Source organism: Burkholderia sp. ABCPW 111 (genome assembly GCF_000773065.1).
GTDB classification, from domain to species: domain Bacteria; phylum Pseudomonadota; class Gammaproteobacteria; order Burkholderiales; family Burkholderiaceae; genus Burkholderia; species Burkholderia savannae.
In genome coordinates, this window is the sequence record NZ_JPWT01000025.1 from 1 (window position 1) to 26,896 (window position 26,896).

24 protein-coding genes and 2 pseudogenes are annotated in these 26,896 nt (G+C 67.6%); 15 read left to right on the forward strand and 11 right to left on the reverse strand.

Annotated features, from left to right (window positions below; all coding sequences use genetic code 11):
• Positions 1-374: 374 nt before the first annotated feature.
• Complete coding sequence (locus tag X946_RS04620) at positions 375-983, forward strand: ComEA family DNA-binding protein (protein WP_038744536.1); 609 nt, start codon at positions 375-377, stop codon at positions 981-983.
• A gap of 77 nt (positions 984-1,060) precedes the next feature.
• Entirely contained in the window at positions 1,061-1,483 is a 423-nt protein-coding gene (locus X946_RS04625) for a YidB family protein (RefSeq protein WP_038744537.1), read from the forward strand.
• A gap of 197 nt (positions 1,484-1,680) precedes the next feature.
• Here the strand turns inward: X946_RS04625 and clpB are convergent, their stop codons facing one another.
• On the reverse strand, positions 1,681-4,278 hold the full coding sequence (gene clpB / locus X946_RS04630) for an ATP-dependent chaperone ClpB (RefSeq protein ID WP_038744539.1): 2,598 nt from the start codon (positions 4,276-4,278) through the stop codon (positions 1,681-1,683).
• Between the two features lie 205 nt (positions 4,279-4,483).
• Positions 4,484-4,981: an Rrf2 family transcriptional regulator gene (locus X946_RS04635; protein ID WP_038744541.1), complete on the reverse strand. Its 498-nt coding sequence runs from the start codon at positions 4,979-4,981 to the stop codon at positions 4,484-4,486.
• 183 nt (positions 4,982-5,164) lie between these two features.
• On the opposite strand from X946_RS04635, the gene X946_RS04640 reads away from it, so the two are divergent.
• A complete protein-coding gene (locus tag X946_RS04640; protein ID WP_038744683.1) occupies positions 5,165-5,716 on the forward strand; it encodes a group III truncated hemoglobin in 552 nt (183 codons plus the stop codon).
• A gap of 291 nt (positions 5,717-6,007) precedes the next feature.
• On the opposite strand, the gene moaE is transcribed toward X946_RS04640, so the two are convergent.
• The 6 genes from moaE to X946_RS04675 form a co-directional block, all read right to left on the reverse strand.
• Entirely contained in the window at positions 6,008-6,490 is a 483-nt protein-coding gene (gene moaE, locus X946_RS04645) for a molybdopterin synthase catalytic subunit MoaE (protein WP_038744542.1), read from the reverse strand.
• A 10-nt stretch (positions 6,491-6,500) separates the two neighbouring features.
• Positions 6,501-6,758, reverse strand: coding sequence for a molybdopterin converting factor subunit 1 (gene moaD / locus X946_RS04650; RefSeq protein ID WP_038744685.1), 258 nt, complete (start codon positions 6,756-6,758; stop codon positions 6,501-6,503).
• Positions 6,759-6,778: 20 nt separating this feature from the next.
• Positions 6,779-8,101 carry a molybdopterin molybdotransferase MoeA gene (locus tag X946_RS04655; RefSeq protein WP_038744686.1) on the reverse strand — a complete coding sequence of 441 codons (1,323 nt, stop codon included), beginning with the start codon at positions 8,099-8,101 and terminating at the stop codon, positions 6,779-6,781.
• A 725-nt stretch (positions 8,102-8,826) separates the two neighbouring features.
• The gene (gene thrC, locus X946_RS04665; protein WP_038744545.1) at positions 8,827-10,278 is read right to left on the reverse strand and encodes a threonine synthase; all 1,452 of its coding nucleotides are present in this window, start codon (positions 10,276-10,278) and stop codon (positions 8,827-8,829) included.
• A gap of 7 nt (positions 10,279-10,285) precedes the next feature.
• Entirely contained in the window at positions 10,286-11,614 is a 1,329-nt protein-coding gene (locus tag X946_RS04670) for a homoserine dehydrogenase (protein WP_038744547.1), read from the reverse strand.
• Between the two features lie 41 nt (positions 11,615-11,655).
• Positions 11,656-12,894, reverse strand: a complete 1,239-nt coding sequence (locus tag X946_RS04675) for a pyridoxal phosphate-dependent aminotransferase (RefSeq protein ID WP_038744687.1) — start codon at positions 12,892-12,894, stop codon at positions 11,656-11,658.
• Between the two features lie 339 nt (positions 12,895-13,233).
• Here X946_RS04675 and X946_RS04680 point away from each other — a divergent pair, with 339 nt between their 5' ends.
• The 9 genes from X946_RS04680 (at position 13,234) to X946_RS04720 (ending at position 21,607) form a co-directional block, all read left to right on the forward strand.
• Complete coding sequence (locus X946_RS04680; RefSeq protein WP_038744548.1) at positions 13,234-13,608, forward strand: Mth938-like domain-containing protein; 375 nt, start codon at positions 13,234-13,236, stop codon at positions 13,606-13,608.
• Between the two features lie 141 nt (positions 13,609-13,749).
• Entirely contained in the window at positions 13,750-15,456 is a 1,707-nt protein-coding gene (locus tag X946_RS04685; RefSeq protein ID WP_038744549.1) for a glycosyltransferase family 39 protein, read from the forward strand.
• A gap of 18 nt (positions 15,457-15,474) precedes the next feature.
• On the forward strand, positions 15,475-15,846 hold the full coding sequence (locus X946_RS04690) for an SMR family transporter (RefSeq protein ID WP_038744551.1): 372 nt from the start codon (positions 15,475-15,477) through the stop codon (positions 15,844-15,846).
• A 139-nt stretch (positions 15,847-15,985) separates the two neighbouring features.
• Entirely contained in the window at positions 15,986-17,137 is a 1,152-nt protein-coding gene (locus X946_RS04695; RefSeq protein ID WP_038744552.1) for a DegT/DnrJ/EryC1/StrS family aminotransferase, read from the forward strand.
• 6 nt (positions 17,138-17,143) lie between these two features.
• On the forward strand, positions 17,144-18,151 hold the full coding sequence (locus tag X946_RS04700) for a glycosyltransferase (protein ID WP_038744553.1): 1,008 nt from the start codon (positions 17,144-17,146) through the stop codon (positions 18,149-18,151).
• On the forward strand, positions 18,148-19,095 hold the full coding sequence (locus tag X946_RS04705) for a formyltransferase (RefSeq protein ID WP_038744554.1): 948 nt from the start codon (positions 18,148-18,150) through the stop codon (positions 19,093-19,095). The genes X946_RS04700 and X946_RS04705 overlap by 4 nt, the downstream gene beginning before the upstream one ends.
• Entirely contained in the window at positions 19,092-20,147 is a 1,056-nt protein-coding gene (locus X946_RS04710; protein WP_052145008.1) for a bifunctional UDP-4-keto-pentose/UDP-xylose synthase, read from the forward strand. The genes X946_RS04705 and X946_RS04710 overlap by 4 nt, the downstream gene beginning before the upstream one ends.
• A 16-nt stretch (positions 20,148-20,163) precedes the next feature.
• The gene (locus X946_RS04715; RefSeq protein ID WP_038744556.1) at positions 20,164-21,060 is read left to right on the forward strand and encodes a polysaccharide deacetylase family protein; all 897 of its coding nucleotides are present in this window, start codon (positions 20,164-20,166) and stop codon (positions 21,058-21,060) included.
• Between the two features lie 85 nt (positions 21,061-21,145).
• Positions 21,146-21,607, forward strand: coding sequence for a peroxiredoxin (locus X946_RS04720; RefSeq protein WP_038744558.1), 462 nt, complete (start codon positions 21,146-21,148; stop codon positions 21,605-21,607).
• A 193-nt stretch (positions 21,608-21,800) separates the two neighbouring features.
• Here the strand turns inward: X946_RS04720 and X946_RS30170 are convergent, their stop codons facing one another.
• Positions 21,801-22,055 carry a hypothetical protein gene (locus X946_RS30170; RefSeq protein WP_100185270.1) on the reverse strand — a complete coding sequence of 85 codons (255 nt, stop codon included), beginning with the start codon at positions 22,053-22,055 and terminating at the stop codon, positions 21,801-21,803.
• Between X946_RS30170 and X946_RS04725 the strand changes: the two genes are divergently transcribed.
• Positions 21,939-23,735 carry a PhoH family protein gene (locus tag X946_RS04725; RefSeq protein ID WP_038744560.1) on the forward strand — a complete coding sequence of 599 codons (1,797 nt, stop codon included), beginning with the start codon at positions 21,939-21,941 and terminating at the stop codon, positions 23,733-23,735. The genes X946_RS30170 and X946_RS04725 overlap by 117 nt on opposite strands.
• Before the next feature lie 241 nt (positions 23,736-23,976).
• Entirely contained in the window at positions 23,977-25,224 is a 1,248-nt protein-coding gene (locus tag X946_RS04730) for a C40 family peptidase (RefSeq protein ID WP_038744561.1), read from the forward strand.
• Here the strand turns inward: X946_RS04730 and X946_RS30175 are convergent.
• Positions 25,218-25,588, reverse strand: a pseudogene (locus X946_RS30175) (IclR family transcriptional regulator domain-containing protein); the annotation flags it as partial. The gene X946_RS04730 and the pseudogene X946_RS30175 overlap by 7 nt on opposite strands.
• Before the next feature lie 6 nt (positions 25,589-25,594).
• Between X946_RS30175 and X946_RS30180 the strand changes: the two are divergent.
• Positions 25,595-25,702: pseudogene (locus tag X946_RS30180) on the forward strand (FAD-dependent oxidoreductase); the annotation flags it as partial.
• Between the two features lie 182 nt (positions 25,703-25,884).
• Here X946_RS30180 and X946_RS04740 read toward each other — a convergent pair.
• Positions 25,885-26,895 carry an inorganic phosphate transporter gene (locus X946_RS04740; RefSeq protein ID WP_038744565.1) on the reverse strand — a complete coding sequence of 337 codons (1,011 nt, stop codon included), beginning with the start codon at positions 26,893-26,895 and terminating at the stop codon, positions 25,885-25,887.
• Between the last annotated feature and the right edge of the window lies 1 nt (position 26,896).

A 26,896-nucleotide genomic window follows, 5' to 3' on the forward strand; every position in this document is an offset into this window, starting at 1 on the left:
CGGCGGTTCGGCGGTTCGGCGGTTCGGCGGTTCGGCGGTTCGGCGGTTCGGCGGTTCGGCGGTTCGGCGGTTCGGCGGTTCGGCGGTTCGGCGGTTCGGCAGCTCGGCGGTTCGGCAGCTCGAAAACGTGGTCACTCATCGCCCCTTCGTCCCGCCCCTCGCCTTGCGCCCCGATTTCCGTCAAAGATGGTCAAAACCCGCCCGCATGCGCGGCCGCAGCCTTTACAGTGTCGCCGGCGATGCGCAACATTGCGCCGCTGTCTTAAAAAGGGCACGCATTTGTCCTATGCTTGAACGCGACGCCCGGTCCGTGCCGCACGCCGACGTTCGTTCCGACAGCCATTCATCCGTTCCATCAAAAGGGAGCCCCCGTCATGCTGAAGAAGCTGCTGATGCTGGTCGTCGCACTGTCGCTTTCGCTGACCGCCGCGTTCGCCGCCGCGGTCGAAGTCAACACCGCCGATCAGGCGGCGCTCGAATCGGTGAAGGGCCTCGGCCCGGTGAAGTCGAAGGCGATCATCGACGAGCGCGCGAAGAACGGCCCGTTCAAGAGCGCCGACGATCTCGCGAACCGCGTGAAGGGCCTCGGCGCGAAGTCGGTCGCCAACCTCGAGGCGGCGGGCCTGACGATCGGCGGCTCGTCGACGCCACCGACGGGCGCGAAGGCGAAGACGAGCACGACGAAGCCGGCCGCAGCCGCGACGAGCGCCGCGCCGGCTCCGTCCACGACGACGAGCGCCGCGCCCGCGCCGGCCGCGACGACGCCCACCCCCGCCGCGACCACGCCGTCGACGGCGGCGAGCGCGCCGGCCGCGAAGAAGACGCGCGCGTCGAAGAAGAAGGACAAGGCCGCTGCCGCGGCGAGCGATGCGACGGCGGGCGCGAGCGCGCCGGCCGCCGCGTCGTCGACGAAGGCGAAGGGCTCGAAGAAGAGCAAGAAGAACAAGGCGGCGACGCCGGCGTCCGCGGCATCGGGCGCATAAGTCGGCGCCGCGCGTCGCGCGGCGTCTTCGCTCCACCGGCGCCGTTCGCGGCGCCGCCTCAACCTAGCAGGTGAATCATGGGTCTACTCGACATCGTTGGCGGTCTGATCGGCGGCCAAGGCGGCAATCAGAACGCACTCGTCAGCGCCGCGCTGGAGTTCATCAACAACCAGCCGGGCGGCCTGAACGGCCTCATCGAAAAGTTCAACGCGGGCGGCGCGGGCAACATCATCGGCTCGTGGATCGGCAACGGCGAAAACCAGCCGATCTCGCCCGAGACGCTGCAGAACGTGCTCGGCTCGGATGCGGTCGGCGCGATCGCGCAGAAGGTCGGCATCGATCCGCAGCAAGCGTCCGGCATCCTCGCGCAGGTGCTGCCGCACGTCGTCAACGGCGCGACGCCGAACGGCGAAGTGCCGGCGAACGGCCAGCTCGACACGTCGAACGTGCTCGGCACGCTGTCGCAGCTCGCGGGCCTGTTCGGCAACAAGCAGGCGTAAGCGCCGACGCACCGCATCGCGCGCGCGGCGGACCGCCCGCGCGATGCATTCGGCCGAGGCGGCCGCCGGAAACCGGCACGAACGCGCCGCCGATAAAAAAACACCCCGCTTGCGCGGGGTGTTTTTTTGGGCGAGCCGAACAGCGGCGAGCCGATCCAAGCGCCGGCACGCCGGGCCGCCGGGCCAAGACGCGGCGATCAATGCACGACGCGCTCGAACACGAACTTGCCGTCGTGCACGTCGACCGGAATCACGTCCTTCGGACCGAAACGGCCCGCGAGGATGAGCTTCGCGACCGGGTTCTCGATCTCCTGCTGGATCGCGCGCTTGAGCGGCCGCGCGCCGAACAGCGGATCGTAGCCGACCTTGCCGATCTGCTCGAGCGCCGCATCCGACACGTCGAGCGCCATGTCGAGCTTCGCGAGCCGGTCGTGCAGCCGCGCGAGCTGGATCTTCGCGATCGACTGGATATTGCTGCGGTCGAGCGCATGGAACACGACGACGTCGTCGATCCGGTTCAGGAACTCGGGGCGGAAATGCTGCTTGACCTCGCTCCACACCGCGTCCTTGATCTCTTCCTGCGACGAGCCCGACATCGACTGGATCAGCTGCGAGCCGAGGTTCGACGTCATCACGATCACCGTGTTCTTGAAGTCGACGGTGCGCCCCTGCCCGTCCGTCATCCGGCCGTCGTCGAGCACCTGCAGCAGCACGTTGAACACGTCCGGATGCGCCTTCTCGATCTCGTCGAGCAGGATCACGCTGTACGGCTTGCGGCGCACCGCCTCGGTCAGATAGCCGCCTTCCTCGTAACCGACGTAGCCGGGCGGCGCGCCGATCAGCCGAGCGACGCTGTGCTTCTCCATGAACTCGCTCATGTCGATGCGGATCAGATGCTCCTCGGTATCGAACAGGAAGCCGGCGAGCGCCTTGCACAGCTCGGTCTTGCCGACGCCCGTCGGGCCGAGGAACAGGAACGAGCCGTACGGACGGTTCGGATCGGCGAGGCCCGCGCGCGAGCGCCGGATCGCGTCGGCAACCGCGTCGATCGCCTCGTTCTGGCCGACCACGCGCTCGTGCAGCTTCTCCTCGATGTGCAAGAGCTTCTCGCGCTCGCCCTGCATCATCCGCGACACGGGAATGCCCGTCGCGCGCGACACGACTTCGGCGATTTCCTCCGCGCCGACCTGCGTGCGCAACAGGCGCGGGCGTGTCGGATTGTGCTGCTCGGTTTCCTCCGCCTGCGTGACCTGCTTGAGGCGCGCCTCGAGCTGCGGCAGCTTGCCGTACTGGAGCTCGGCGACCTTCTCGAGCTTGCCATCGCGCTGCAGCCGAGTGATGTCGGCGCGCACCTTGTCGATCTCTTCCTTCAACTGCGCGCTGCCCTGCACGGCCGCTTTCTCGGCCGTCCAGATCTCCTCGAGATCCGCGTACTCGCGCCCGAGCCGCTCGATCTCCTCTTCGATCAGCTGCAAACGCTTCTGCGACGCTTCGTCCTGCTCCTTCTTCACCGCTTCGCGCTCGATCTTCAGCTGGATCAGACGACGGTCGAGCTTGTCCATTTCTTCGGGCTTCGAATCGATTTCCATCTTGATCTTCGACGCGGCCTCGTCGATCAGGTCGATCGCCTTGTCGGGCAAGAAGCGGTCGGTGATGTAGCGATGCGACAGCTCCGCCGCCGCGACGATCGCAGGATCGGTGATCTCGACGCCGTGGTGCAGCTCGTACTTCTCCTGCAGGCCGCGCAGGATCGCGATCGTCGCCTCGACGCTCGGCTCGTCGACGAGCACCTTCTGGAAGCGGCGCTCGAGCGCGGCGTCCTTCTCGATGTACTTGCGATATTCGTCGAGCGTCGTCGCGCCGATGCAGTGCAGCTCGCCGCGCGACAGCGCCGGCTTCAGCATGTTGCCCGCGTCCATCGCGCCTTCGGCCTTGCCCGCGCCGACCATCGTGTGGATCTCGTCGATGAACACGATCGTGCGGCCCTCGTCCTTCGCGATGTCGTTGAGCACGGCCTTCAGGCGCTCCTCGAACTCGCCGCGGTACTTCGCGCCGGCGAGCAGCGCCGCCATGTCGAGCGACAGCACGCGCTTGTTCTTCAGCGTCTCGGGCACCTCGCCGTTGACGATGCGCTGCGCGAGCCCCTCGACGATCGCGGTCTTGCCGACGCCCGGCTCGCCGATCAGCACCGGGTTGTTCTTCGTGCGGCGCTGCAGGATCTGGATCGAGCGGCGAATCTCGTCGTCGCGGCCGATCACGGGATCGAGCTTGCCCGAACGCGCGCGCTCGGTCAGGTCGACCGTGTATTTCTTCAGCGCCTCGCGCTGGCTTTCCGCGTCCGCGCTGTGCACTTGCGAGCCGCCGCGCACCCCGGCGATCGCGGATTCGAGCGCGCGGCGCGTGAGCCCATGCTGGCGAGCGAGACGGCCCGCGTCGCCCTTGTCGTCGGCGACGGCGAGCAGGAACATCTCGCTCGCGATGAACGTGTCGTTGAGCTTCTGCGCTTCCTTGTCCGCCTGGTTCAACAGGCCCGCGAGCTCGCGCCCGACCTGGATGTCGCCGCCCGTGCCCGTCACTTGCGGCAGGCGCGAGATCGCTTCGCTGAGCGCGCCTTGCAGCGCCTGGATGTGCACGCCCGCGCGCGACAGCAGCGAGCGTGCGGAGCCGTCCTGCTGCGCGATCAGCGCGGCGAGCACGTGAACGGGTTCGATGTATTGGTTGTCACGCCCGGCGGCAAGACTTTGCGCGTCCGCGAGCGCCTCTTGGAATTTGGTGGTGAGCTTGTCGATTCTCATGAATGAGACCTCCAATATGCGAATGGCAACCAGATGAGGATGGTTATCCGCCTTTCAAGCCGGCTTTTCATTGAGGCACAGCAAAGGCTCGCGTCACGCATGCGCGTGGCGGCACTGGAGGACGGGCGCGGCGAATGGAGCAGCCGCGCACGCGAAAGAAGCGTCGGGAAAGCGCCCCCGCAGGGGGCGTCGTGCGGGGGCGCCGTCAGCCGACGGCGGTCGCGCTCGCGCGAGCCTCGGCCGCGGGCACGATCCGCACCGGCGTCAGGCCGAGCAGCATCGCGAGCTGCGACGCCGGCTGCGACAGCTCGCCGATCGTGTGCTTGTCGAGCTCCGCGAAGAATGCGTCGCGGGCGGCCACGAACACGCCCTTCAGTCGGCACGCCGACTGGATCACGCAGCTGCGGTGCGATTCGGACTCGTCCGCGAAGCAGCCGACGAGCGCGAAATCGTTTTCGGTCTTGCGCACGACCTCGCCGACCGTGAGCGCGGCGGACTGGGCGTTCAAGCGCAAGCCGCCGTTGCGGCCGCGTACCGTTTCGATCCAACCGAGCTCGCCGAGCTGCTGCACCACTTTCATCAAATGGTTCTTGGAGATGCCGTAGGCATCCGAGATCTCTTGGATCGTCGACAAGCCCTCGCCTCGGACTGCGAGGAACAACATGACGCGCAAAGAGTAGTCGGTGTAATCGGTTAGTCTCATTACGAAATGGATGTTGTGTCAGTGCGACCGGCGCTCGCGCAGGCATCGCGCGTCTGCCATTGCCGATCAGACGGCCGCGTCATAAGATGCGTTCCGTCAGCACTTTTATTGAGAGGGTGGCCGTTTATTATTGTGCGACAAAATCGCACCCGCGTGCTGCCGTATTGCCCGGCCCTTTTTTTGATGACCCAAGCTTCCACCGCCTCGCCCGCCGCCGCGACGCCCGTTCGCGACGCCGAACCGACCCCGGAAAACATCCGCGCGCTCGTCGACGCGTTCTACGAGCGCGTGCGCGACGACGCGCTCCTCGGCCCCGTGTTCGAGAGCAGGCTCGCCGGCCGCTGGGACGAGCACCTGCCGAAAATGGGCGAATTCTGGTCGAGCCTCGTGATCGGAACGAAAAGCTACCGCGGCAACGTGCAAGCCGCGCACCAGCCGCTCGACGGCCTCGAACCCGCTCATTTCAGCCGCTGGCTCGCGCTTTTCCTGAAGACCGTCGAGGCGCGCTACGAGCCCGCCGCGGCCGTGCGCTTCATGGAGCCCGCGCTGCGGATCGCGCAGAGCCTGCAATTGAGCCGCTTCGGCTGGGATTACCGGATTCCTGCCGAGCAGCAGGCGATTCTCGACCTGATCGCGCCGAAGCGGCCGGGCAACGACGACGCGCATGCGCAGCGGCCGCGCGGCGAGCCGTTTCCGGCGAAGATCATCGGCCGAACGACGCGCGACGACGCGTGAGCGCGTGCCGGCAGCACGGCCCCGGCCGCGCCTGAAAGCGCCGCGCGGCACGCCGAACAACAACCGTGAAAATTCGTCGAGTGCGGACGTTTGGATATCGAAATCGACGCAATCGCGAATAATCTGTTTTAAACGCCCGTGACGTACGGCATCTCGCCGATGAAAATTGGCGATCGACCATTCTCGTTCGCCGAGCCGCCCCGAACCGGGCGCTGGAAAACGCGCGCTCCGGATCGCCGCGCCCGACATCGCGTGCGGCTGCCGCCGAAGTCGCTCCCGACGACGCCGCGCCTACGTCGACCGCTTCGCGTTCCCCGATTCGACGCCCCAGCGCGCGAGCGCCGCATCGTCGACGCTGCGCGCATCGACCCAGCGCTCGCCCGCGGGCGTCGTCTCCTTCTTCCAGAACGGCGCCTGCGTCTTCAGGTAGTCCATCACGAACTCGCACGACTGGAACGCGTCGCCGCGATGCGCACAGGCGGTCGCGACGAACACGATCTGATCGAGCGGTTGAAGCCTGCCGACCCGGTGGACGATCGCGACGTCGATGCCGGGCCAGCGCGCGATCGCGTCGTCGGCGATCGCCGCGAGCGCCTTCTCGGTCATCCCCGGATAGTGCTCGAGCTCGAGCGTGTCGACCGGATCGCCGTCGTTCAGGTCGCGCACCGTGCCGACGAAGCACGCGACCGCGCCCACCTTCGGATTGCGCGCGCGCAGCGCCGCGATTTCCGCGCTGACGTCGAAGTCGTCCGTCTGCACCCGTACCGTCGCCATCGCCGCCTCCTCAGCCGCCCGTGACGGGCGGAAAGAACGCGACCTCACAGCCGTCGGTGATCCGCGTGCCGGCATCCGTCATCGTGTGGTTGCACGCCATGCGCAGCGCGCGGCCCTCGGCGAGCGTCTGCGCCCATGCGCCGCCGCGCGTGCGTAGCCAGGCGCGCACGTCGCCCACCGTCGCGACGCCGTCAGGCACCGTCACCGTCTCGCTCGCAACGCCGAGCGCTTCGCGCACGCTCGCAAAAAATTTCAGTTCGATCTTCATCGTCACTACGCCGCCCGGCTTCAGCCGAGCATTTCGGAAAAAGGAATGAAACGCACCGTCTCGCCCGCGCTGATCGCGTGATTCGGCGGATTGTCGATCAGGCCGTCGCCCCACACCGTCGACGTCAGCACGGCCGAGCTCTGGTTCGGGAACAGGTCGAGGCCGCCCGCCGCGTTCACGCGCGCGCGCAGGAATTCGTTGCGGCGGTCGGCCTTGTTCTGCGTGAAATCGGCGCGCAGCGACACCGCGCGCGGCGCGACCTGCGTCGCGCCCGCGACGCGCAGCAGGAACGGCCGCACGAACAGCAGGAACGTGACGAAGCTCGACACCGGGTTGCCAGGCAGGCCGATGAAATACGCTTCGTCGCCGCTCGCGCCGCTTGCATCGATTGCTCCGCTCGCGTCGTTCGCATCATTCGCGTCGTTCGCGTCGTTCGCGTCGCTCGCGTCGTTCGTGCCGCTCGCCGCCGCGCCGCCGCCGGCGCGATGTCGCCGGATCGCGCCGAACGCGAGCGGCTTGCCCGGCTTCATCGCGATCTGCCACAGCGCGAGCCGCCCCTCCGCCTCGACCGCGGGCTTCACGTGATCCTCGTCGCCCACGGACACGCCGCCGCTCGTCACGATCACGTCGTGCCCGCGCGCCGCTTCGCGCAGCGCCGCGCGCGTCGCGTCGAGCCGGTCCGGCACGATGCCGTAGTCGGTCACGTCGCAGCCGAGCCGCTCGAGGAGCCCGCGCAGCGTGAAGCGGTTCGAGTTGTAGATCGCGCCCGGCTTGAGCGGCTCGCCCGGCATCGTCAGCTCGTCGCCCGTGAAGAACACCGCGACCTTCACGCGGCGCGTGACCGCGAGCGACGCGCAACCGACCGACGCGGCAAGCCCCATCGCCTGCGGCGTCATCCGCGCGCCGGCGGGCAGGATCACCGAGCCGCGGCGGATGTCCGCGCCCCGCGCGGTGACCCATTCGCCCGCCGTCGGCGTGTGCAGGATGTCGACCTGATCGCCCGCGGCCTCCGTCTGCTCCTGCATCACGACCGCGTCGGCGCCCGCCGGCACGGACGCGCCCGTGAAAATGCGCGCCGCCGTGCCCGGCGCGAGCGGCTCGGCCGGATGGCCCGCGGGGATGCGCTGCGACACGGCGAGCCGCCGCTCGCCGCGCGTCAAATCGGCGATGCGCACCGCGTAGCCGTCCATTGCGCTCGTGTTCATCGGCGGCACGTCGAGCGGCGACACGACGTCGGCCGCGAGCACGCGGTTGAGCGCATCGAGCGTCGCGACGGTCTCGGTTCCGTCGAGCGGACGCGCGGCCGCGAGAAGCGTCGCGAGCGCGTCGGCCGTGGACAGCATCGGCGCGCGCGGCGTCTGGGTGTTGGGCTGGGACATCGTCGATTGAAATATTGACCGGATGGCGACATTGTAGCGACGCCTCCGCGTGAATGTGGGCGCGCGATCGCAGCGATTCGATCGCGCGCAGCGAATCGCGCGCGGCTCGCCGGCCAGATCTTCGGAAACGGCGGGCGCGTGGATAGCGCGGCGATCCGGTTGTCGCGCGATTACCGGGCAATGGCCGGTGCAATGGCCGGTGCGATCGCCCGTACGATTTTGCCGGCGCGAACGGCGAGGTCCGTCGCTCGTCGCCATCGCCCCTCCGCCTAATCGGCACGCCGTGCGGTGCGCGCCAGCGATGAGCGCCCGAAAAGGAAACAGCCCGACCGGGGTAATCCGGTCGGGCTGTTTCGGTCAGGCTGATCATGTCGCCCAAGCCGCGACGCAATGTCATCCGACATTGATCCGACGAATGTTGATCCGACGAATGCGTGTCGCGGTCTTGACTGCATGCGCCCAATGCCGATCGACCGGCTTCCGGCAAATGCCGTGCAGCGCAGCGTCGCGCGTCACGGAGTCGCGCCCGCAACCGTTGCGACGCGCATCCGGCTCGCCGCGCGCGCGCCGCCCGCATCGCGGCATCGCGGCCGGGCCGACGTGCGGCACCGCACCTCGCCCGGCGAGCGACGCCGGCATCGCACGAGCCGCGCGCCGCCGTGCCCGCAACCGCTAACGTTGCCCGAACGTCACGCGCCCGTGTGCGCGGCGATGAAGTCCTTCACCTGCTGCGCGTTCGCATCGACGACCTCGAAGCGCTGCGGCAGCGCCTCGAGCCCGTCGAACGCGGCCGGGCGCGACGGCTCCTGCCCGAGCGCCTCGCGAATCGTCTCGCCGAACTTGATCGGCTGCGCGGTCTCGAGCACGACCATCGGCACGCCCGGCTGCAGGTGCTCGCGCGCGACCTTCAGGCCGTCGGCCGTGTGCGTGTCGATCGTCGTGCCGTAGCGCTCGAACACGTCGCGGATCGTCGCGATCCGGTCCGCGTGCGTGCTGCGGCCCGACACGAAGCCGAACTCCGCGACGCGCGCGAAATCGCCGCTCGCGACAAGATCGAAGCCGCCCTTTTGCTCGACGTCGCGAAACAGCTGAACGACGCGCGCCGGATCGCGGCCGAGCAGGTCGAACACGAAGCGCTCGAAGTTCGACGCCTTCGAGATGTCCATGCTCGGGCTGCTCGTGTGATACGTGTCCTGAGCGCTGCGCACGCGGTACGCGCCGGTGCGGAAGAACTCGTCGAGCACGTCGTTCTCGTTGGTCGCGACGACGAGCTTCTCGATCGGCAGCCCCATCATCCGCGCGATATGGCCCGCGCAGACGTTGCCGAAGTTGCCGGACGGCACCGTGAACGACACGCGCTCGTCGTTGGACTTCGTCGCCGCGAAGTAGCCCTTGAAGTAGTAGACGACCTGCGCGACGACGCGCGCCCAGTTGATCGAATTGACCGTGCCGATCTTGTGCCGCGCCTTGAACGCGTGATCGTTCGACACGGCCTTCACGATGTCCTGGCAGTCGTCGAACACGCCCTTCACCGCGAGGTTGAGGATGTTCGGGTCCTGCAGGCTGTACATCTGCGCGGTCTGGAACGCGCTCATCTTCCGGTGCGGCGACAGCATGAACACGCGCACGCCCGCTTTGCCGCGCATCGCGTATTCGGCCGCGCTGCCCGTGTCGCCCGACGTCGCGCCGAGGATATTGAGCGTCTCGCCGTGCCTGGCGAGCGTGTACTCGAACAGGTTGCCGAGCAACTGCATCGCCATGTCCTTGAACGCGAGCGTCGGGCCGTTCGACAGCTCGAGCAGCGCGAGCGGCGCGCCGTTCTCGGTGCCGAGCGTCGTGAGCGGCGTGATGTCGGCTGCGTTCTCGCCGTGGCGCGTGTGGCGGTAGACGTCGGCCGTGTACGTGCGGCGCGCGAGCGCGCGCAGATCGTCGGCGGGGATGTCGTCGCAGAATTTCGACAGGATCTCGAACGCGAGATCCGCATACGGCAGCGCGCGCCAGCGCGCGAGCTCGTCCGCGCTCACCCGCGGGTATTCGCTCGGCAGATAGAGCCCGCCGTCCTTCGCGAGGCCGCCGAGCAGGATGTCGGAGAACGTGTGGCGCTCGCCGATCCCGGCGCCGCGCGTGGAGATGTAATTCATGTCGTCCTCAGTTGAGCGCTTCCATGCGCAGCTTCGTCACCTTCGAGACGACAGTCGCGAGCGATTCGATGCGGGCGATCGCCGCGTTGACGTTCTTCTCGATCGTCTCGTGCGTGATCAGGATGATGTCGGTTTCGCCGTTCGCGTCGTCGACCTGCTCCGACTCCTTCTGCAAGAGCGCATCGATCGAGATACCCGAATCGGCGAGGATGCGCGTGATGTCCGCGAGCACGCCCATCTGGTCGGCGACGCGCAGGCGCAGGTAGTAGCCGCTCGTCACTTCCTCGATCGGCAGAATCGGCGTGTTCGACAGGCTGTCCGGCTGGAACGCGAGATGCGGCACGCGATGCTCGGGGTCGGCCGTGTGCAGGCGCGTGACGTCGACGAGATCGGCGACGACGGCCGACGCCGTCGGCTCCGCGCCCGCGCCCTTGCCGTAGTAGAGCGTCGTGCCGACCGCGTCGCCGTGCACGACGACCGCGTTCATCGCGCCCTCGACGTTCGCGAGCAGGCGCTTCTCGGGAATCAGCGTCGGGTGCACGCGCAGCTCGATGCCGCGCTCGGTGCGGCGCGTGATGCCGAGCAGCTTGATCCGGTAGCCGAGCTCCTCGGCGTACTTGATATCGGTCGCGGCGAGCTTGCTGATCCCTTCGACGTACGCGCGGTCGAACTGCACCGGCACGCCGAACGCGATCGCGCTCATGATCGTCGCCTTGTGCGCGGCGTCGACGCCTTCGATGTCGAAGGTCGGATCGGCCTCCGCGTAGCCGAGCTCCTGCGCGGCCTTCAGCGCGGTCGCGAAATCGAGGCCGCGGTCGCGCATCTCCGACAGGATGTAGTTCGTCGTGCCGTTGATGATGCCGGCGATGTACTGGATGCGGTTCGCGGTCAGGCCCTCGCGCAGCGCCTTGATGATCGGGATGCCGCCCGCGACGGCCGCCTCGAACGCGACCATCACGCCCTTCTCGCGCGCGGCCTCGAAGATTTCGGTGCCGTGCACCGCGAGAAGCGCCTTGTTGGCCGTCACGACGTGCTTGCCGTTCGCGATCGCGCGCAGCACGAGCTCGCGCGCGAGGCCCGTGCCGCCGATCATCTCGGCGACGATCGCGATCGACGGATCGTCGACGACCGCGTTGAAATCATCGCCGATCGACACGCCGTTCGCGTCGCCGTCGAGCGCAGCGAGCGCCTTCGCGGGATTGCGCACCGCGACGCGCGCGATCTCGATGCCGCGCCCGGCGCGCCGCTTGATTTCCTCCTGGTTGCGGCGCAGCACCTTGAAGGTGCCGCCGCCCACCGTGCCGAAGCCCAACAGGCCTACTTTGATCGGTTCCATGCTGCGTGTGATCTATTGAGTGAAAAGGGGAGAGCGCCCGGTCAGACCGAGTGGCGCTTCCGATAACCATCGAGGAAGCGCGCGATCCGCTCGATCGAATCGGTCAGATCGTCGATGTTCGGCAGGAACACGACGCGGAAGTGATCCGGCGTCGGCCAGTTGAAGCCCGTGCCCTGCACGAGCAGCACGCGTTCCTTCAGCAGCAGCTCGAGGATGAACTGCTGGTCGTTGTCGATCGGATAGAGCTTCGGATCGAGGCGCGGAAACATGTAGAGCGCCGCCTCCGGCTTCACGCACGACACGCCCGGGATCGACGTCAGCATGTCGTACGCGAGCTCGCGCTGCTTGTAGAGGCGCCCGCTCGGCACGATCAGCTCGTTGATGCTCTGATAGCCGCCGAGCGCGGTCTGGATCGCGTACTGGCCGGGCACGTTCGCGCACAGGCGCATCGACGACAGGATGCCGAGCCCTTCGAGATAGTCGTTCGCGCGGCGGCGGTTCTCGGCCGTAAGGCCCGCGACCGACATCCAGCCCGCGCGATAGCCGCACGACCGGTAGCTCTTCGAGAGGCTGTTGAACGTGACCGTGATCACGTCCTCGGCGAGCGACGCGAGCGCCGTGTGCGACTTGCCGTCGTAGACGATCTTGTCGTAGACCTCGTCGGCGAAGATGATGAGCCCGTGCTCGCGCGCGATCGCGATCAGCTCGAGCAGCAACTCGTCCGAATAGAGCGCGCCCGTCGGGTTGTTCGGGTTGATCACGACGAGCGCCTTCGTGTTCGGCGTGATCTTGCGGCGAATGTCGTCGGGATCGGGCATCCAGCGGTTCGACTCGTCGCAGACGTAGTGCACGGGCGTGCCGCCCGACAAGCTCACGGCGGCCGTCCACAGCGGATAATCGGGCGCGGGCAGCAGCACCTCGTCGCCGTCGTTCAGGAGCGCCTGCGTCGCCATCACGATCAGCTCGGACGCGCCGTTGCCGATGTAGATGTCGTCGAGCCCGACGCCCTTCACGCCCTTTTGCTGCGTGTAGTGCATGACCGCCTTGCGCGCGGCGAACACGCCCTTCGAGTCCGAATAGCCGGACGACGTCGGCAGGTTGCGGATCATGTCCTGGATGATCTCGTCCGGCGCGTCGAAGCCGAACGGGGCCAGATTGCCGATGTTCAGCTTGATGATGCGATGCCCCTCGTCCTCGAGGCGCTTCGCGTGCTCGAGGACGGGGCCGCGGATGTCGTAGCAGACGTTGAGCAGCTTGTTCGACTTTTGAATCGGTTTCACGGCGGACACGTTCCTGGGTAATGCCTGCGGGCCTGGGGGGCGGGGATCAAAACTGGAGAGCGGCCGGTAGCGCGCTGTCTAGGAATGGCTTGATGCGGCTGCCGGGCGCGGCTTGTGGCGGCGCGCGACATAATCGCCGCCCGGCGGCGGCTAAAAAGTTATAATTTAGCGGATTTTGGCCGACTTTCGCAATGCACCAACCCGGCCGCGGCCCCCGCGCGACAACGTCCGCCACGGCGGCCGCGCGCATCGCGGCAGACGGCCCGCCCCGTTCGGGGCCGGATCGCAGCGTCCGCGCAGCGTTTGTTCCGGCCCTTTTCGACACCGCGGAAGACCGATTTGAAATTACACCAGGACCCGAGCAACGCGCTCAACACCGTCACCGGCTATGGCCCCGATTACGTCGACATCAATCTGCAGCGCCACGAAACGAGCGTGATCGTGCTGCCGGGCGCGCCCGTCATCGAATGGCCCGTCGCGTCGTTCGACGCGCTCACGCCGGAGCTGTTCGCGGTGCTGCTCGAGCCGCAGCCCGAAGTCGTGATCTTCGGCAGCGGCGCGAAGCTGCGCTTCCCGCACCCGCGCCTGACCGCGCAGCTCACCGCGCAGCGGATCGGGGTCGAAACGATGGATTTCCAGGCCGCCTGCCGCACGTACAACATCCTGATGGCCGAAGGCCGGAAGGTTGCCGCGGCGCTGCTGATCGAACGTTAAGCGAGCGTTAAGCCGCATCGCGCTAAAACTTCCGGCGGCGCTTGGCCCCCCGCTTGCATCCGGTTTCGCGCCGCGCCCCGCCCGCCGCGGACGCTCAGCCGCAGTCCGCCCGATCGAATCTTACACACTCAATACGAAACCATGAACGATATGCCGACGAGGCTACCGCTCAATCGCGCCGCGCCCATGACGCTCAACCGCGCCGCGCTCCTCCTTCTCGTCGCGGCGCTCGCCGTGATCTGGTTCGCGCCGCTCGGCCTGCGCCATCTGATTCCGAGCGACGAAGGCCGCTATGCGGAAATGGCCCGCGAGATGTTCGCCACGGGCGACTGGATCACGCCGCGCTACAACGGCTACAAGTACTTCGAGAAGCCCCCGCTGCAAACGTGGCTCAACGCGCTCACGTTCGTGTGGTTCGGCGTCGGCGAATGGCAGGCGCGCTTCTACACGGCGCTCGCGAGCTTCGCCGGCGTGCTTTTCGTCGGCTTCACCGGCGCGCGCGTGTTCAACCCGCGCGCGGGCTTGTTCGCCGCGCTCGTGCTCGCGAGCTCGCCGTACTGGAACCTGATGGGCCACTTCAACGCGCTCGACATGGGGCTGTCGCTGTGGATGACGGTCACGCTGTGCTCGCTCCTCCTCGCGCAGCGGCCCGGCATCGGCAAGCGCGCCGAGCGCGGCTGGATGTGGCTCTGCTGGGCGTCGATGGCGCTCGCCGTGCTGTCGAAGGGCTTGATCGGCCTGATCCTGCCGGGCGCCGCGCTCGTCCTCTATACGCTCGCCTCGCGCGACTGGGCGCTCTGGAAGCGCCTCTACATCGTGAGCGGCCTCGTCATCTTCTTCGCGGTCGCGACGCCGTGGTTCGTGCTCGTGCAGTCGCGCAACCCGGAATTCCTCAACTTCTTCTTCATCGTCCAGCAGTTCCGCCGCTACCTGACGCCCGAGCAGAACCGCCCCGGCCCGCTCTACTACTTCGTGCCGGTGCTCATCGTCGGCTTCCTGCCGTGGCTGTCCGTCAGCGTGCAGAGCGTGCGCCACGCGCTGCGCATCCCGCGCCAGCCGAACGGCTTCGCGCCGATGCTCGTGCTCTGCGTCTGGAGCGCGTTCATCTTTCTGTTCTTCAGCGCGTCGCATTCGAAGCTGATCTCGTACGTGCTGCCTGTGGCGCCCGCGCTCGCGCTGATGATCGGCACGTATCTGCCGCTCGTGTCGGGCGAGCGGTTCCGCCGCCATCTGTTCGGCTATCTGGTGTTCCTCGTCGCCGCCGCGTTCGGCGCGCTCTTCCTCGCGCGTCTCGGCGACGCGCGCACGCCGAACGCGCAATACCTCGAGTTCCAGAAATGGGTGTACGCGGCGCTCGGCGTCGCGTTCGCGCTCACGCTCGTCGCCGTGTGGCTGAACCGCCGCAGCCGTGCGGGCATCGCCGCGGCGGCCGTCGCGTTCGGCGCCGGCTGGCTGCTCCTCGGCACGATCGGCGGCACGGGCCACGACGCGTTCGGCCGCTACAGCTCGGGCGCGCTCCTCGCGCCCGCGATCCGCGCGGAGCTCGCGAAGCTGCCGCCCGACACGCCGTTCTATTCGGTCGAGGCGCTCGACCACACGCTGCCGTTCTACGTCGGCCACACGACGATCATGGTCGAGCGCAAGGACGAGCTCGCGTTCGGCATCTCGGTCGAACCGAACAAGTGGGTGCCGACCGTCGCCGAATGGGAGCAGCGTTGGCGCGCCGATCGCTACGCGCTCGCGCTGATGTCGCCCGAGCGCTACAGGCAACTGTCGGAGGCGGGCCTGCCGATGCGCGTCGTCGCGCGCGACAACCGGCGCGTCGTCGTCGAAAAGCCGCAACCCTGATCTCGAGGACGCGAATCGATGAATCCCGTTTCCCTCTTTTGCATCGTCACGGGCGTGATGCTGAACGCCTGCGCGCAGCTGCTGCTGAAGGCCGGCGTGCGCGCCGTTGGACACTTCGAATTCACCCGTGCGAACATTGTGCCGATCGGCTTCAAGATCGCGACCCAATTGCCGATCGTCGGCGGCCTCGGCTGCTACGTGCTCTCCGTGGTGGTGTGGATCGTCGGGCTGTCGCGGGTCGACGTGTCGGTCGCGTATCCGATGCTCTCGCTCGGCTACGTCGTCAACGCGTTCGCCGCGTGGTATCTGTTCGGCGAGGTGCTGTCGGTGCAGCGCCTCGTGGGCATCGGCATCATCCTGATCGGCGTGTTCGTGCTCGCGCGCAGCTGACTCGCCCGCACGCGGCCGATGCGCATGATGCACATCGGGCGCACCGACAAAAAGTGACGCACCCGTTTCGCCAGCCGGTGTTAAATGCGCGTGTCGGGCGGCGCCCGAATCCTTTCACACGACAACGAGCGAAGCTTACATGAGCCAGACTTCCGTTCCTTTCCTGCCGTTCGTCAAACCCGAGATCGACGAGGAAACCATCCAGGGCGTTTCCGACGTGCTGCGCTCCGGCTGGATCACGACCGGCCCGCAGTGCCAGCGCTTCGAGGCCGCGCTGTCCGAATTCTGCGGCGGGCGCCCGGTGCGCGTGTTCAACTCGGGCACGGCGACGCTCGAGATCGGCCTGCGGATCGCGGGCGTAGGCCCCGGCGACGAAGTGATCACGACGCCCGCGTCATGGGTCGCGACGAGCAACGTGATCCTCGAGACGGGCGCGACGCCCGTGTTCGTCGACATCGATCCCGCGACGCGCAACCTCGATCTCGACCTCGTCGAAAAGGCGATCACGCCGCGCACGAAGGCGATCATCCCGGTGTATCTCGCGGGCCTGCCCGTCGACATGGACCGCCTCTACGCGATCGCGCGCGCGCACGCGCTGCGCGTGATCGAGGACGCCGCGCAGGCGCTCGGCTCGACCTGGCGCGGCCAGCGCATCGGCGCGATCGGCGACATCGTGTCGTTCAGCTTCCATCCGAACAAGAACATCACGTCGATCGAAGGCGGCGCGCTCGTGCTCAACGACGAAGCCGAGGCGACGCTCGCGCAGAAGTACCGGCTGCAGGGGATCACGCGCACGGGCCTGGACGGCATGGACTGCGACGTGCTCGGCGGCAAGTACAATCTGACCGACGTCGCCGCGCGCGTCGGCTGGGGCCAGCTCGCGCACCTCGAACGCTTCAACGCGACGCGGCGCACGCTCGCGCGCCGCTACTTCGACGCGTTCGCGGGGGGCGCTGCGCTCGCGCTCGGCGTCGGGCTGCCCGTCGCGGACTTCGAGAACGGCAACTGGCACATGTTCCAGATCACGCTGCCGCTCGAGAAGCTGTCGATCTCGCGCGGCGAGTTCATGGAGCAGTTGAAGCAGCGCGGCATCGGCTCGGGCGTCCACTACCCGGCCATTCATCTTTTCACGCTGTACCGCGCGCGCGGCTTTACGGAGGGCATGTTCCCCCACGCGGAGCGCTTCGGCGCGTCGACCGTCACGCTGCCGCTCTTCACGCAGATGAGCGCAGAGGACGTGCAACGGGTCGTCGACGCCGTCAACCAGATTTGCGAACAATACGGAAAATAAGCGGACATGAGTCACCCTGAAACACGCGCGACGAATCCTGAAGTTTCGATCGTCATCCCCGTGTACAACGAGGAAGCCGGGCTCGCTGCGCTCTTCGCGCGGCTCTACCCGGCGCTCGACGCGCTCGGCACGTCGTACGAAGTGATCCTCGTCAACGACGGCAGCCGCGACCGCTCGGCTGCCCTCCTCGCCGACCAGTTCCGCGTGCGTCCGGACACGACGCGCGTCGTGCTCCTGAACGGCAACTACGGCCAGCACATGGCGATCCTCGCCGGCTTCGAGCAGTCGCGCGGCGACATCGTCATCACGCTCGACGCCGACTTGCAGAACCCGCCCGAGGAAATCGGCAAGCTGATCGCGAAGATGCGCGAGGGCTACGACTACGTCGGCTCGATCCGGCTGCAGCGCCAGGACAGCCTGTTCCGCCGCAAGGCGTCGGCCGCGATGAACCGGCTGCGCGAGCGCATCACGCGCATCAAGATGACCGACCAGGGCTGCATGCTGCGCGCATACGGCCGCCACATCATCGACACGATCAACCGCTGCGGCGAGGTGAACACGTTCATCCCCGCGCTCGCGTACACGTTCGCGCAGAACCCGACCGAGATCGAGGTCGCGCATGAAGAGCGCTTCGCGGGCGAATCGAAATACTCGCTGTACAGCCTCATCCGCCTGAACTTCGATCTCGTAACGGGCTTCTCCGTCGTGCCGCTGCAATGGCTGTCGTTCATCGGCGTGATCCTGTCGCTCGGCTCGGCCGGGCTCTTCGTGCTGCTCGTCGTGCGGCGCTTCATCGTCGGCGCGGAAGTGCAAGGCGTGTTCACGCTCTTCGCGATTACGTTCTTCCTGCTCGGCGTGATCATTTTCGCGCTCGGCCTGCTCGGCGAATACATCGGACGAATCTATCAGCAGGTCCGCGCGCGGCCGCGCTACCTGATCCACACCGTGCTCGAGGCGCGCGACGGCAAGCCCGGCGTCACGCTCGCCGCCGAGCGCCGCGAGGCCGCGCGATGAAACCGCGCGCCGTCGTCTTCGCGTATCACAACGTCGGCGTGCGCTGCCTGCAGGTGCTGCTCGCGCGCGGCGTCGACGTCGCGCTCGTCGTCACGCACGAAGACAATCCGACCGAGAACATCTGGTTCGGCAGCGTCGCGTCGGTCGCGGCCGAGCACGGCATCGCGTGCATCACGCCCGCCGATCCGACGAGCGCCGACGTGCGCGCGGCGGTTGCGAGCGCGAAGCCCGAGTTCATCTTCTCGTTCTATTACCGGCACATGCTGCCCGTCGATCTGCTCGCGCTCGCCGCGCGCGGCGCGTACAACATGCACGGGTCGCTGCTGCCGAAGTACCGCGGCCGCGTGCCGACGAACTGGGCGGTGCTCAACGGCGAGACCGAAACCGGCGCGACGCTGCACGAGATGGCCGCGAAACCCGACGCGGGCGCGATCGTCGGCCAGACCGCCGTGCCGATCCTGCCCGACGACACCGCCGCGCAAGTGTTCGACAAGGTCACGGTCGCGGCCGAGCAGACGCTCTGGCGCGTGCTGCCCGCGCTGATCGCGGGCGAAGCGCCGCACCTGCCGAACGATCTGTCGCAAGGCAGCTACTACGGCGGACGCAAGCCCGAGGACGGCCGCATCGATTGGTCGCAGCCGGCCGCGAACGTGTACAACCTGATCCGCGCGGTCGCGCCGCCGTATCCGGGCGCGTTCACCGATCTCGACGGCGCGCGCTTCGTGATCGCGCGCGCGCGGCGCTCGGCGCCCGGCTCGGCCGCCGCGCGCGCGGCCGTCGATTTGCCGCCGGGCCTGCACGTAAGCGATAATGCGCTGTTCGGCGTTTGCGGCGACAGCCGCGCTGTCTCCATTCTCGAACTGCGCCGGCAGCACGACGGCGGCGAGACCGCGGTTTCCCCGGCGGAATTCGCGCAGTTCACTCATTCTTCCCGTCATTCATGAAAGCTAAAAAAGTCCTGATCCTGGGTGTAAACGGCTTCATCGGCCATCACCTGTCGAAGCGCATTCTTGAAACCACCGATTGGGAAGTGTTCGGCATGGACATGCAGACCGATCGGCTCGGCGATCTCGTCAAGCACGAGCGGATGCATTTCTTCGAAGGCGACATCACGATCAACAAGGAGTGGGTCGAGTATCACGTGAAGAAGTGCGACGTGATCCTGCCGCTCGTCGCGATCGCGACGCCCGCCACCTACGTGAAGCAGCCGCTGCGCGTGTTCGAGCTCGACTTCGAGGCGAACCTGCCGATCGTGCGTTCGGCCGTGAAGTACGGCAAGCACCTCGTGTTTCCGTCGACCTCCGAGGTGTACGGCATGTGCGCGGACGAGCAGTTCGACCCGGACGCGTCCGCCCTCACCTACGGCCCGATCAACAAGCCGCGCTGGATCTACGCATGCTCGAAGCAGCTGATGGACCGCGTGATCTGGGGCTACGGGATGGAAGGCCTGAACTTCACGCTGTTCCGCCCGTTCAACTGGATCGGCCCGGGCCTCGACTCGATCTACACGCCGAAGGAAGGCAGCTCGCGCGTCGTCACGCAGTTCCTCGGCCATATCGTGCGCGGCGAGAACATCAGCCTCGTCGACGGCGGCTCGCAGAAGCGCGCGTTCACGTATGTCGACGACGGCATCAGCGCGCTGATGAAGATCATCGAGAATCCGAACGGCGTCGCCACGGGCAAGATCTACAACATCGGGAATCCGAACAATAACTTCTCGGTGCGCGAACTGGCGAACAAGATGCTCGAGCTCGCGGCGGAATTCCCCGAGTACGCGGATTCGGCCAAGCGCGTGAAGCTCGTCGAGACGACGTCGGGCGCGTACTACGGCAACGGTTATCAAGATGTGCAGAATCGCGTGCCGAAGATCGAGAACACGATGCAGGAACTCGGCTGGGCGCCGCAGTTCACGTTCGACGACGCGCTGCGCCACATCTTCGAGGCGTACCGCGGCCACGTCGCCGACGCGCGCGCGCTCGTCGAGCAGCAGGGCTGAAGAGGGGCACCGCCGCTTGGCTCGCATCGTCCTCAAGATCGACGTCGACACGCTGCGCGGCACGCGCGAAGGCGTGCCGAATCTCGCGCGCATCTTCGATCGCTTCGCCGCGCGCGCGACGTTCCTCTTCAGTCTCGGCCCCGACCACACCGGCTGGGCGATGCGCCGCGTGCTGCGGCCGGGCTTTCTGAAGAAGGTGTCGCGCACGTCGGTCGTCGAGCATTACGGCGTCAAGCAGTTGCTGTACGGCGTGCTGCTGCCCGGCCCCGACATCGGCCGCCGCGCGACGGCCGACATGCGCGCGATCCACGAAGCCGGCTTCGAATGCGGAATCCACACGTGGGATCACGTGTACTGGCAGGACAACGTTCGCCAGCGTCCGCGCGACTGGACCGTACGCGAGATGAACAAGAGCCGCGAGCGCTTCGTCGAGATCTTCGGCGCGCCGCCCGTCACGCACGGCGCGGCGGGCTGGCAAATGAACGACGCGGCGTTCGAGCAGATCGACGCGTGGGGCATGCGCTACGCGTCGGACGGGCGCGGCCACTCGCCGTATCTGCCCGTCGTCGAAGGCAGGACGCTCGCGCACGTGCAGCTGCCGACGACGCTGCCGACGCTCGACGAGATCCTCGGCGTCGACGGCATCGACACCGGCAACGTCGCCGCGCACCTGCTCAAGCACACCGAGCGCAATCCGCACGACCAGGTATTCACGCTGCACGCGGAGCTCGAAGGGCAGAAGCTCGCGCCCGTGTTCGAGCAACTGCTCGCGGGCTGGCGCGCGCAAGGCCACACGTTCGCGACGATGGGCGATTACTACGCGACGCTGGACCGCGCCGCGCTGCCATCGTACCCTGTCGCGTGGGGCGAAATTCCCGGCCGCTCCGGCGAACTGATCGTCCAGCCCGACTGAACGAGACGCCGCTCGCCGGCTTCTCGTCTCGCCTCATCACGCGCGGCCCGCCGTCCGCGCTCGTTCATAACAACAGGAGAAACACGTGTCCGTCGAAGTCGACCGTCAAGTTCCCGATTTCACAGCGCCTGCCACGGGCGGCGAGTTTTCGCTGTCGGGCGTCAAGGGCAAGAAGCTCGTGCTGTACTTCTATCCGAAGGACAACACCCCCGGCTGCACCACCGAGGGCCTGCAGTTCCGCGACCTGTATCCGAAGTTCAAGAAGGCCGGTGCGGAAATCGTCGGCGTGTCGCGCGACAGCCTGCGCTCGCACGAGAACTTCAAGGCGAAGCTCGAACTGCCGTTCCCGCTGATTTCGGACCCCGACGAAACGCTCTGCACGCTGTTCGGCGTCATGAAATTGAAGAAAATGTATGGCAAGGAAGTACGTGGAATCGAGCGCTCGACGTTCGTCATCGACGGCGAAGGCGTGCTGCGTCACGCATGGCGCGGCGTGAAGGTGCCGGGCCACGTCGACGAGGTGCTGAGTGCTGTACAAGCGCTTTGAGGCGCGCTATATTGGGCCGCAATGAATGCCTGTCCGACCCATTTTTCTCGTAGCTGCGCCGGTGGTCGAAACGATGCGTCCACGCATCTGACGCGCAGCACGACGGTTAGAGCCGAGCCGCTTGCCCCTGTTCGGGGGAGCGGCTTTTTTTATGGTTTTCGGGTCGGCCGATCCGCGCCGGCCGTCCAACGCGTCAAGGAGACGATCGAAATCTAGGCGAACCGGCGATTCGAACCCCATGTGCGCCACTGCGCGCAAACTGCACGCGCGAAGCGTCGCAGGATGCGAACGGCGGCGCACGCCTGCGACACGATTCCTCCCGAGGGACACCATGCCTTTGCCTACTCCCCCCAGCAAGCTCGGCAGCCTGCTGCCGCCCGACGAATACAAGGCGAAAGCGCGGCCTGCGAAAGCCGCGAAGCAATCCGCCTCCGGGGGCCCCGCTCACGCGGTCGCGGCCGAATACGGCCCGGCGAACGTAGCCGATCCGATGGTCGTTGCCGCCAACACCGCTGCGCCGCTGCGCGCGGTCGCGCCGGCCGAAGCCGCGAGCGCCGCCGCGCCGCGCGCGCGCAAGACGAAGCAGACGGCCGCGCTGCTGCAGCCGGTGCCCGCGGCCCCCGCCGCGCCGGCGGCACGCTCGCCGAAGGCCGACGCGGCGAGGCCCGCGGCGACCGCGGCCGCCGCGCCGAGCGCGACGGCGAAAGCGCGCGGACGCAAGGCCGCCGAAACCGAGATGCAAAAGCTCTTCGTGCTCGACACGAACGTGCTGATGCACGATCCGAGCAGCCTCTTCCGCTTCGAGGAGCACGACGTCTATCTGCCGATGATGACGCTCGAGGAACTCGACAATCACAAGAAGGGCATGTCGGAAGTCGCGCGCAACGCACGCCAGGTGAGCCGCACGCTCGACGCGCTCGTCGCCGACGCGGGCCCGATCTCGGCCGGCATTGCGCTCGCGCGCCTCGGCAGCCGCGAGGCGCTCGGGCGCCTCTACTTCCAGACGACGCTCACGAGCATCGAGCCCGTCGAGGGCCTGCCGCAAGGCAAGGCCGACAACCAGATCCTCGGCGTCGTGCGAGCGCTGCAGCGCGAGCGGCCGGATCGTCAGGTCGTGCTGGTGTCGAAAGACATCAACATGCGCATCAAGGCGCACGCGCTCGGCCTGCCCGCCGAAGACTACTTCAACGACCAAGTCCTCGAAGACAAGGATCTCCTCTACACCGGCGTGCGCGAACTGGCGCAAGACTTCTGGACGAAGCACGCGAAGGGCATGGAGAGCTGGCAGGATACGAAGACGGGCACCACGTATTACCGCGTGACGGGCCCGCTCGTCGCGTCGATGCTCGTCAACGAGTTCGTCTATCTCGAGCCGCAGAACGGCGAGCCCGCGTTTCACGCGCTCGTGCGCGAACTGAACGGCAAGACGGCGCTCTTGCAGACGCTGCGCGACTACAGCCACCACAAGAACAACGTGTGGGGCATCACCGCGCGCAACCGCGAGCAGAATTTCGCGCTGAACCTGCTGATGAACCCCGAGATCGACTTCGTCACGCTGCTCGGCCAGGCCGGCACCGGCAAGACGCTCGTCGCGCTCGCGGCGGGCTTGGCGCAGGTGCTCGACGACAAGCGCTACAACGAGATCATCGTCACGCGCGCGACCGTGCCCGTCGGCGAGGACATCGGCTTTCTGCCCGGCACCGAGGAAGAGAAGATGCAGCCGTGGATGGGCGCATTCGACGACAACCTCGAGGTGCTGCAGAAGACCGACGACGCGGCCGGCGAATGGGGCCGCGCGGCGACGCAGGAGCTGATCCGTTCGCGCCTGAAGGTGAAGAGCATGAACTTCATGCGCGGCCGCACGTTCGTCGACAAGTACGTGATCATCGACGAGGCGCAGAACCTGACGCCGAAGCAGATGAAGACGCTCGTCACCCGCGCGGGCCCGGGCACGAAGATCATCTGCCTCGGCAACATCGCGCAGATCGACACGCCGTACCTGACGGAAGGCAGCTCGGGCCTCACGTACGTCGTCGACCGCTTCAAGGGCTGGGGGCACAGCGGCCACGTGACGCTCGCGCGCGGCGAGCGCTCGCGGCTTGCCGACTACGCGTCCGACATCCTGTAACCGCACGCCGACCACCGCGCCGAGCGGCGCTCGGCACGAAGCGGCGCCTGATTCGTCAGGCGCCGCTTTTTCATTTCGGGGGTCGAATCATCTGCGAGCGAACGTCCGTCTCGAACAACATTTACACGCGCAACTTCAAGTGATTTCTCAAGAATTCTTGCGAAAGCCCCGCCGGACGCACTACTATCGCGATTAACCGTTGTCATACGATTGGCGAGCGCAGCGCGCTCGCCCGCCTCTCATGTTGCGTCTTTCGCTGTCCGTTCTCGTGATCTCGCTGCTCGCGGCCTGCTCGAGCGCGCCGCAAAAATCGGCGCGCTCGTCGTCCGGCATGGCGATCACCACACCGCGCGCGTACGCGCCGCCGCGCGGCTTCCCGAATTTCGTCGACCACAGCGTCGGCCGCGAGGAAATCTCGATCCAGGCGATGAGCCTCGTCGGCGTCCCGTACCGCTGGGGCGGCAACACGCCCGACAGCGGCTTCGACTGCAGCGGCCTCGTGCGCTACGTCGTCGACCGCGCGGCGAGCGTCAACCTGCCCCGCACGACGGCCGACATGAGCTCGGCCGGCGAATCGATCGAGCCGGACGGCATCGCGCCCGGCGATCTGATCTTCTTCAACACGTCGGGCCGGCCGCATTCGCACGTCGGCATCTACGTCGGCAAGCTGCGCTTCGTGAACGCGCCGTCGACGGGCGGCACCGTGCGGCTCGATTACTTGACGAATCCGTATTGGGCGAAACGCTTCGACGGCATCCGGCGCGTCGCCGCGCCGAAAGCCAAGCCGGCGCCGTTCGATGCGCCGACCTACCAGGCGAGCCGGCAGCCGGACGCCGCGCCGCGTGCGGCAGCGGAGGCTCAGCCGGCCTATGCGGCCTACGCGGCCGCGCAACCGGCCGCGCGGGCAGCGGCGCCGAGCGCGTCGCCCGCTTACGCGGCGAACGCGGCCGCGCAGCCCTCGGCGCGCAACGCCTCTTCCGGCGCCGCGCCCGTCTATGCGGCGACGGCGAATGCATCCTCGCAGAACGCCGCGCCCGCAACCGCAACCGCGCCCGCGCCCGCCGCATCGGGCTTCTTGCCGGCGCGCACAGCGCCTGCCGCAACCGCATCCGCCGATCCGTACGAGCCGCCGCCGCCCGCGATATCCGCCGCGCAGCGGCAGGCGCAGGCCGCGGGCGCGACATCGCCCGCGATCGCCTCGGCCGACGCGGGCGCAGCGCCGGTATCCGCCGCGCCGCCGGTTGCGCCGCCCGCGGCCGGCGGCGCGGCGACCGTCGCCGGCACGCCGCCGCCCGATCCGATCGACGCCGCCGCGGACGCGTTCGAGCCGCCGCCGCCAACCGCGCGCGCGGCGGCCCGCCAGGCGCAGCTCGCCGCTCCCGGCAACGTGCAGATCCTGCGCGCGTCGACGGCGCCCGGCGCCGCAAGCGTCGCGCCGGCCGGCACGAGCGACGATCCGATCGCGCGCTTCGCGAACGGCGGCTACTGAGACAAGCCGCTCCTGGCCAACCGGGCGGCCGCGCCCGCCCGTGCGAGCGTCCGAATCGAATTCGAAATCCCCCGCGCGCAGTCGATCACCGCGGGCGCGAGCCGCTGTTCGGCGTCGGCGAGCGTCGAGCGGCGCGACGACGTGCACCGACGCGACCGGCCGCCGCTCGCCGTCGAGCACGGGCGCCGCGATCGTCATGTCGCCGATGAACAGCTCCTCGCGATTCGACGCATAGCCGTTGCGCCGCGCGTCGCCGAGCAGCGCCTCGATCGCGCCCACGTCGGTGATCGTGTATTGCGTGTGCGCGACCGCGCGCGCTCGCCTCGAGCAGCGCATGCGCGTCGCCCTCGGGCAACGCGCTCAGCGCGCGCTGCCGTTCGCCGCGACGCCCGTCAGGCCGATTCCGCTGCATGCGCTGCAGCGCCTGTACATCAGCGCGGGCGTCGCGCGGTACGCGCTGCTCGATGCGCTGTCGTAACGGCGTCGATCGCGCGGCCCGCTCGCGAAACGCGCGCCAAAGACAATGCGCCGCAGCCTTCCGGCATGCGGCGCATTGTCGTTCTCGGCGAATCTCGGGAAATCTCGACGAAGCTCGGCGAAGCTCGGCGAATTTCGTCGACAATTTCGTCGACAATCCGCGCGGCCGGCGGGGTCAGGACGTCAGAACACGCGGTGCCCGATCCACCACCCGGCCGCCGCGATCAGCGCCGACGCGGGAATGGTCAGCACCCACGCCCATACGATGTTGCCGGCGACGCCCCAGCGCACGGCCGACAGCTTGCGCGTCGCGCCGACGCCGACGATCGCGCCCGTGATCGTGTGCGTGGTCGATACCGGAATGCCCATCCACGACGCGACGAACAGCGTCACCGCGCCGCCCGTCTCCGCGCAGAAGCCGCCGACCGGCTTGAGCTTCGTGATCTTCTGGCCCATCGTGCGGACGATCCGCCAGCCGCCGAACAGCGTGCCGAGGCCCATCGACAGGTAGCACGCGCCGATCACCCACACGGGCGGCGCATCGGCCGCGACCGATGCGTAGCCGGACGCGATCAGCAGCATCCAGATGATGCCGATCGTCTTCTGCGCGTCGTTGCCGCCGTGGCCGAGGCTGTAGAGGCTCGCGGACAACAGCTGCAGCCGCCTGAAGCGCCGGTCGACCTTGCTCGGCGCGGTCCTGAAGTACAGCCACGACACGCCGAGCATGAACAGCGAGCCGAGGAGGAAGCCCAAGAGCGGCGAGATGAAGATGAACGCGACGGTTTTCATCAGCCCGTCGACGTTGAGCGATCCCCAGCCCGACTTCGACACCGCGGCGCCGACGAGCCCGCCGATCAGCGCGTGCGACGAGCTCGACGGAATCCCGTAGTACCACGTAATGACGTTCCAGCCGATCGCGCCGAAGAGCGCGCCGAACACGACGTAGTGATCGACGATGCTCGCGTCGATCGTGCCCTTGCCGACGGTCTGCGCGACCTTCAGATGGAAGATGAAATACGCGATGACGTTGAATGCCGCCGCGAACACCACGGCCTGCTGGGGCTTGAGCACCCCGGTCGACACGACGGTCGCGATCGAGTTCGCGGCGTCGTGGAAGCCGTTCATGAAATCGAACACGAGTGCGACGAGCACGAGCGCCGCGACGGCCCACAAGGCGAGTTGTATCGAATGCATC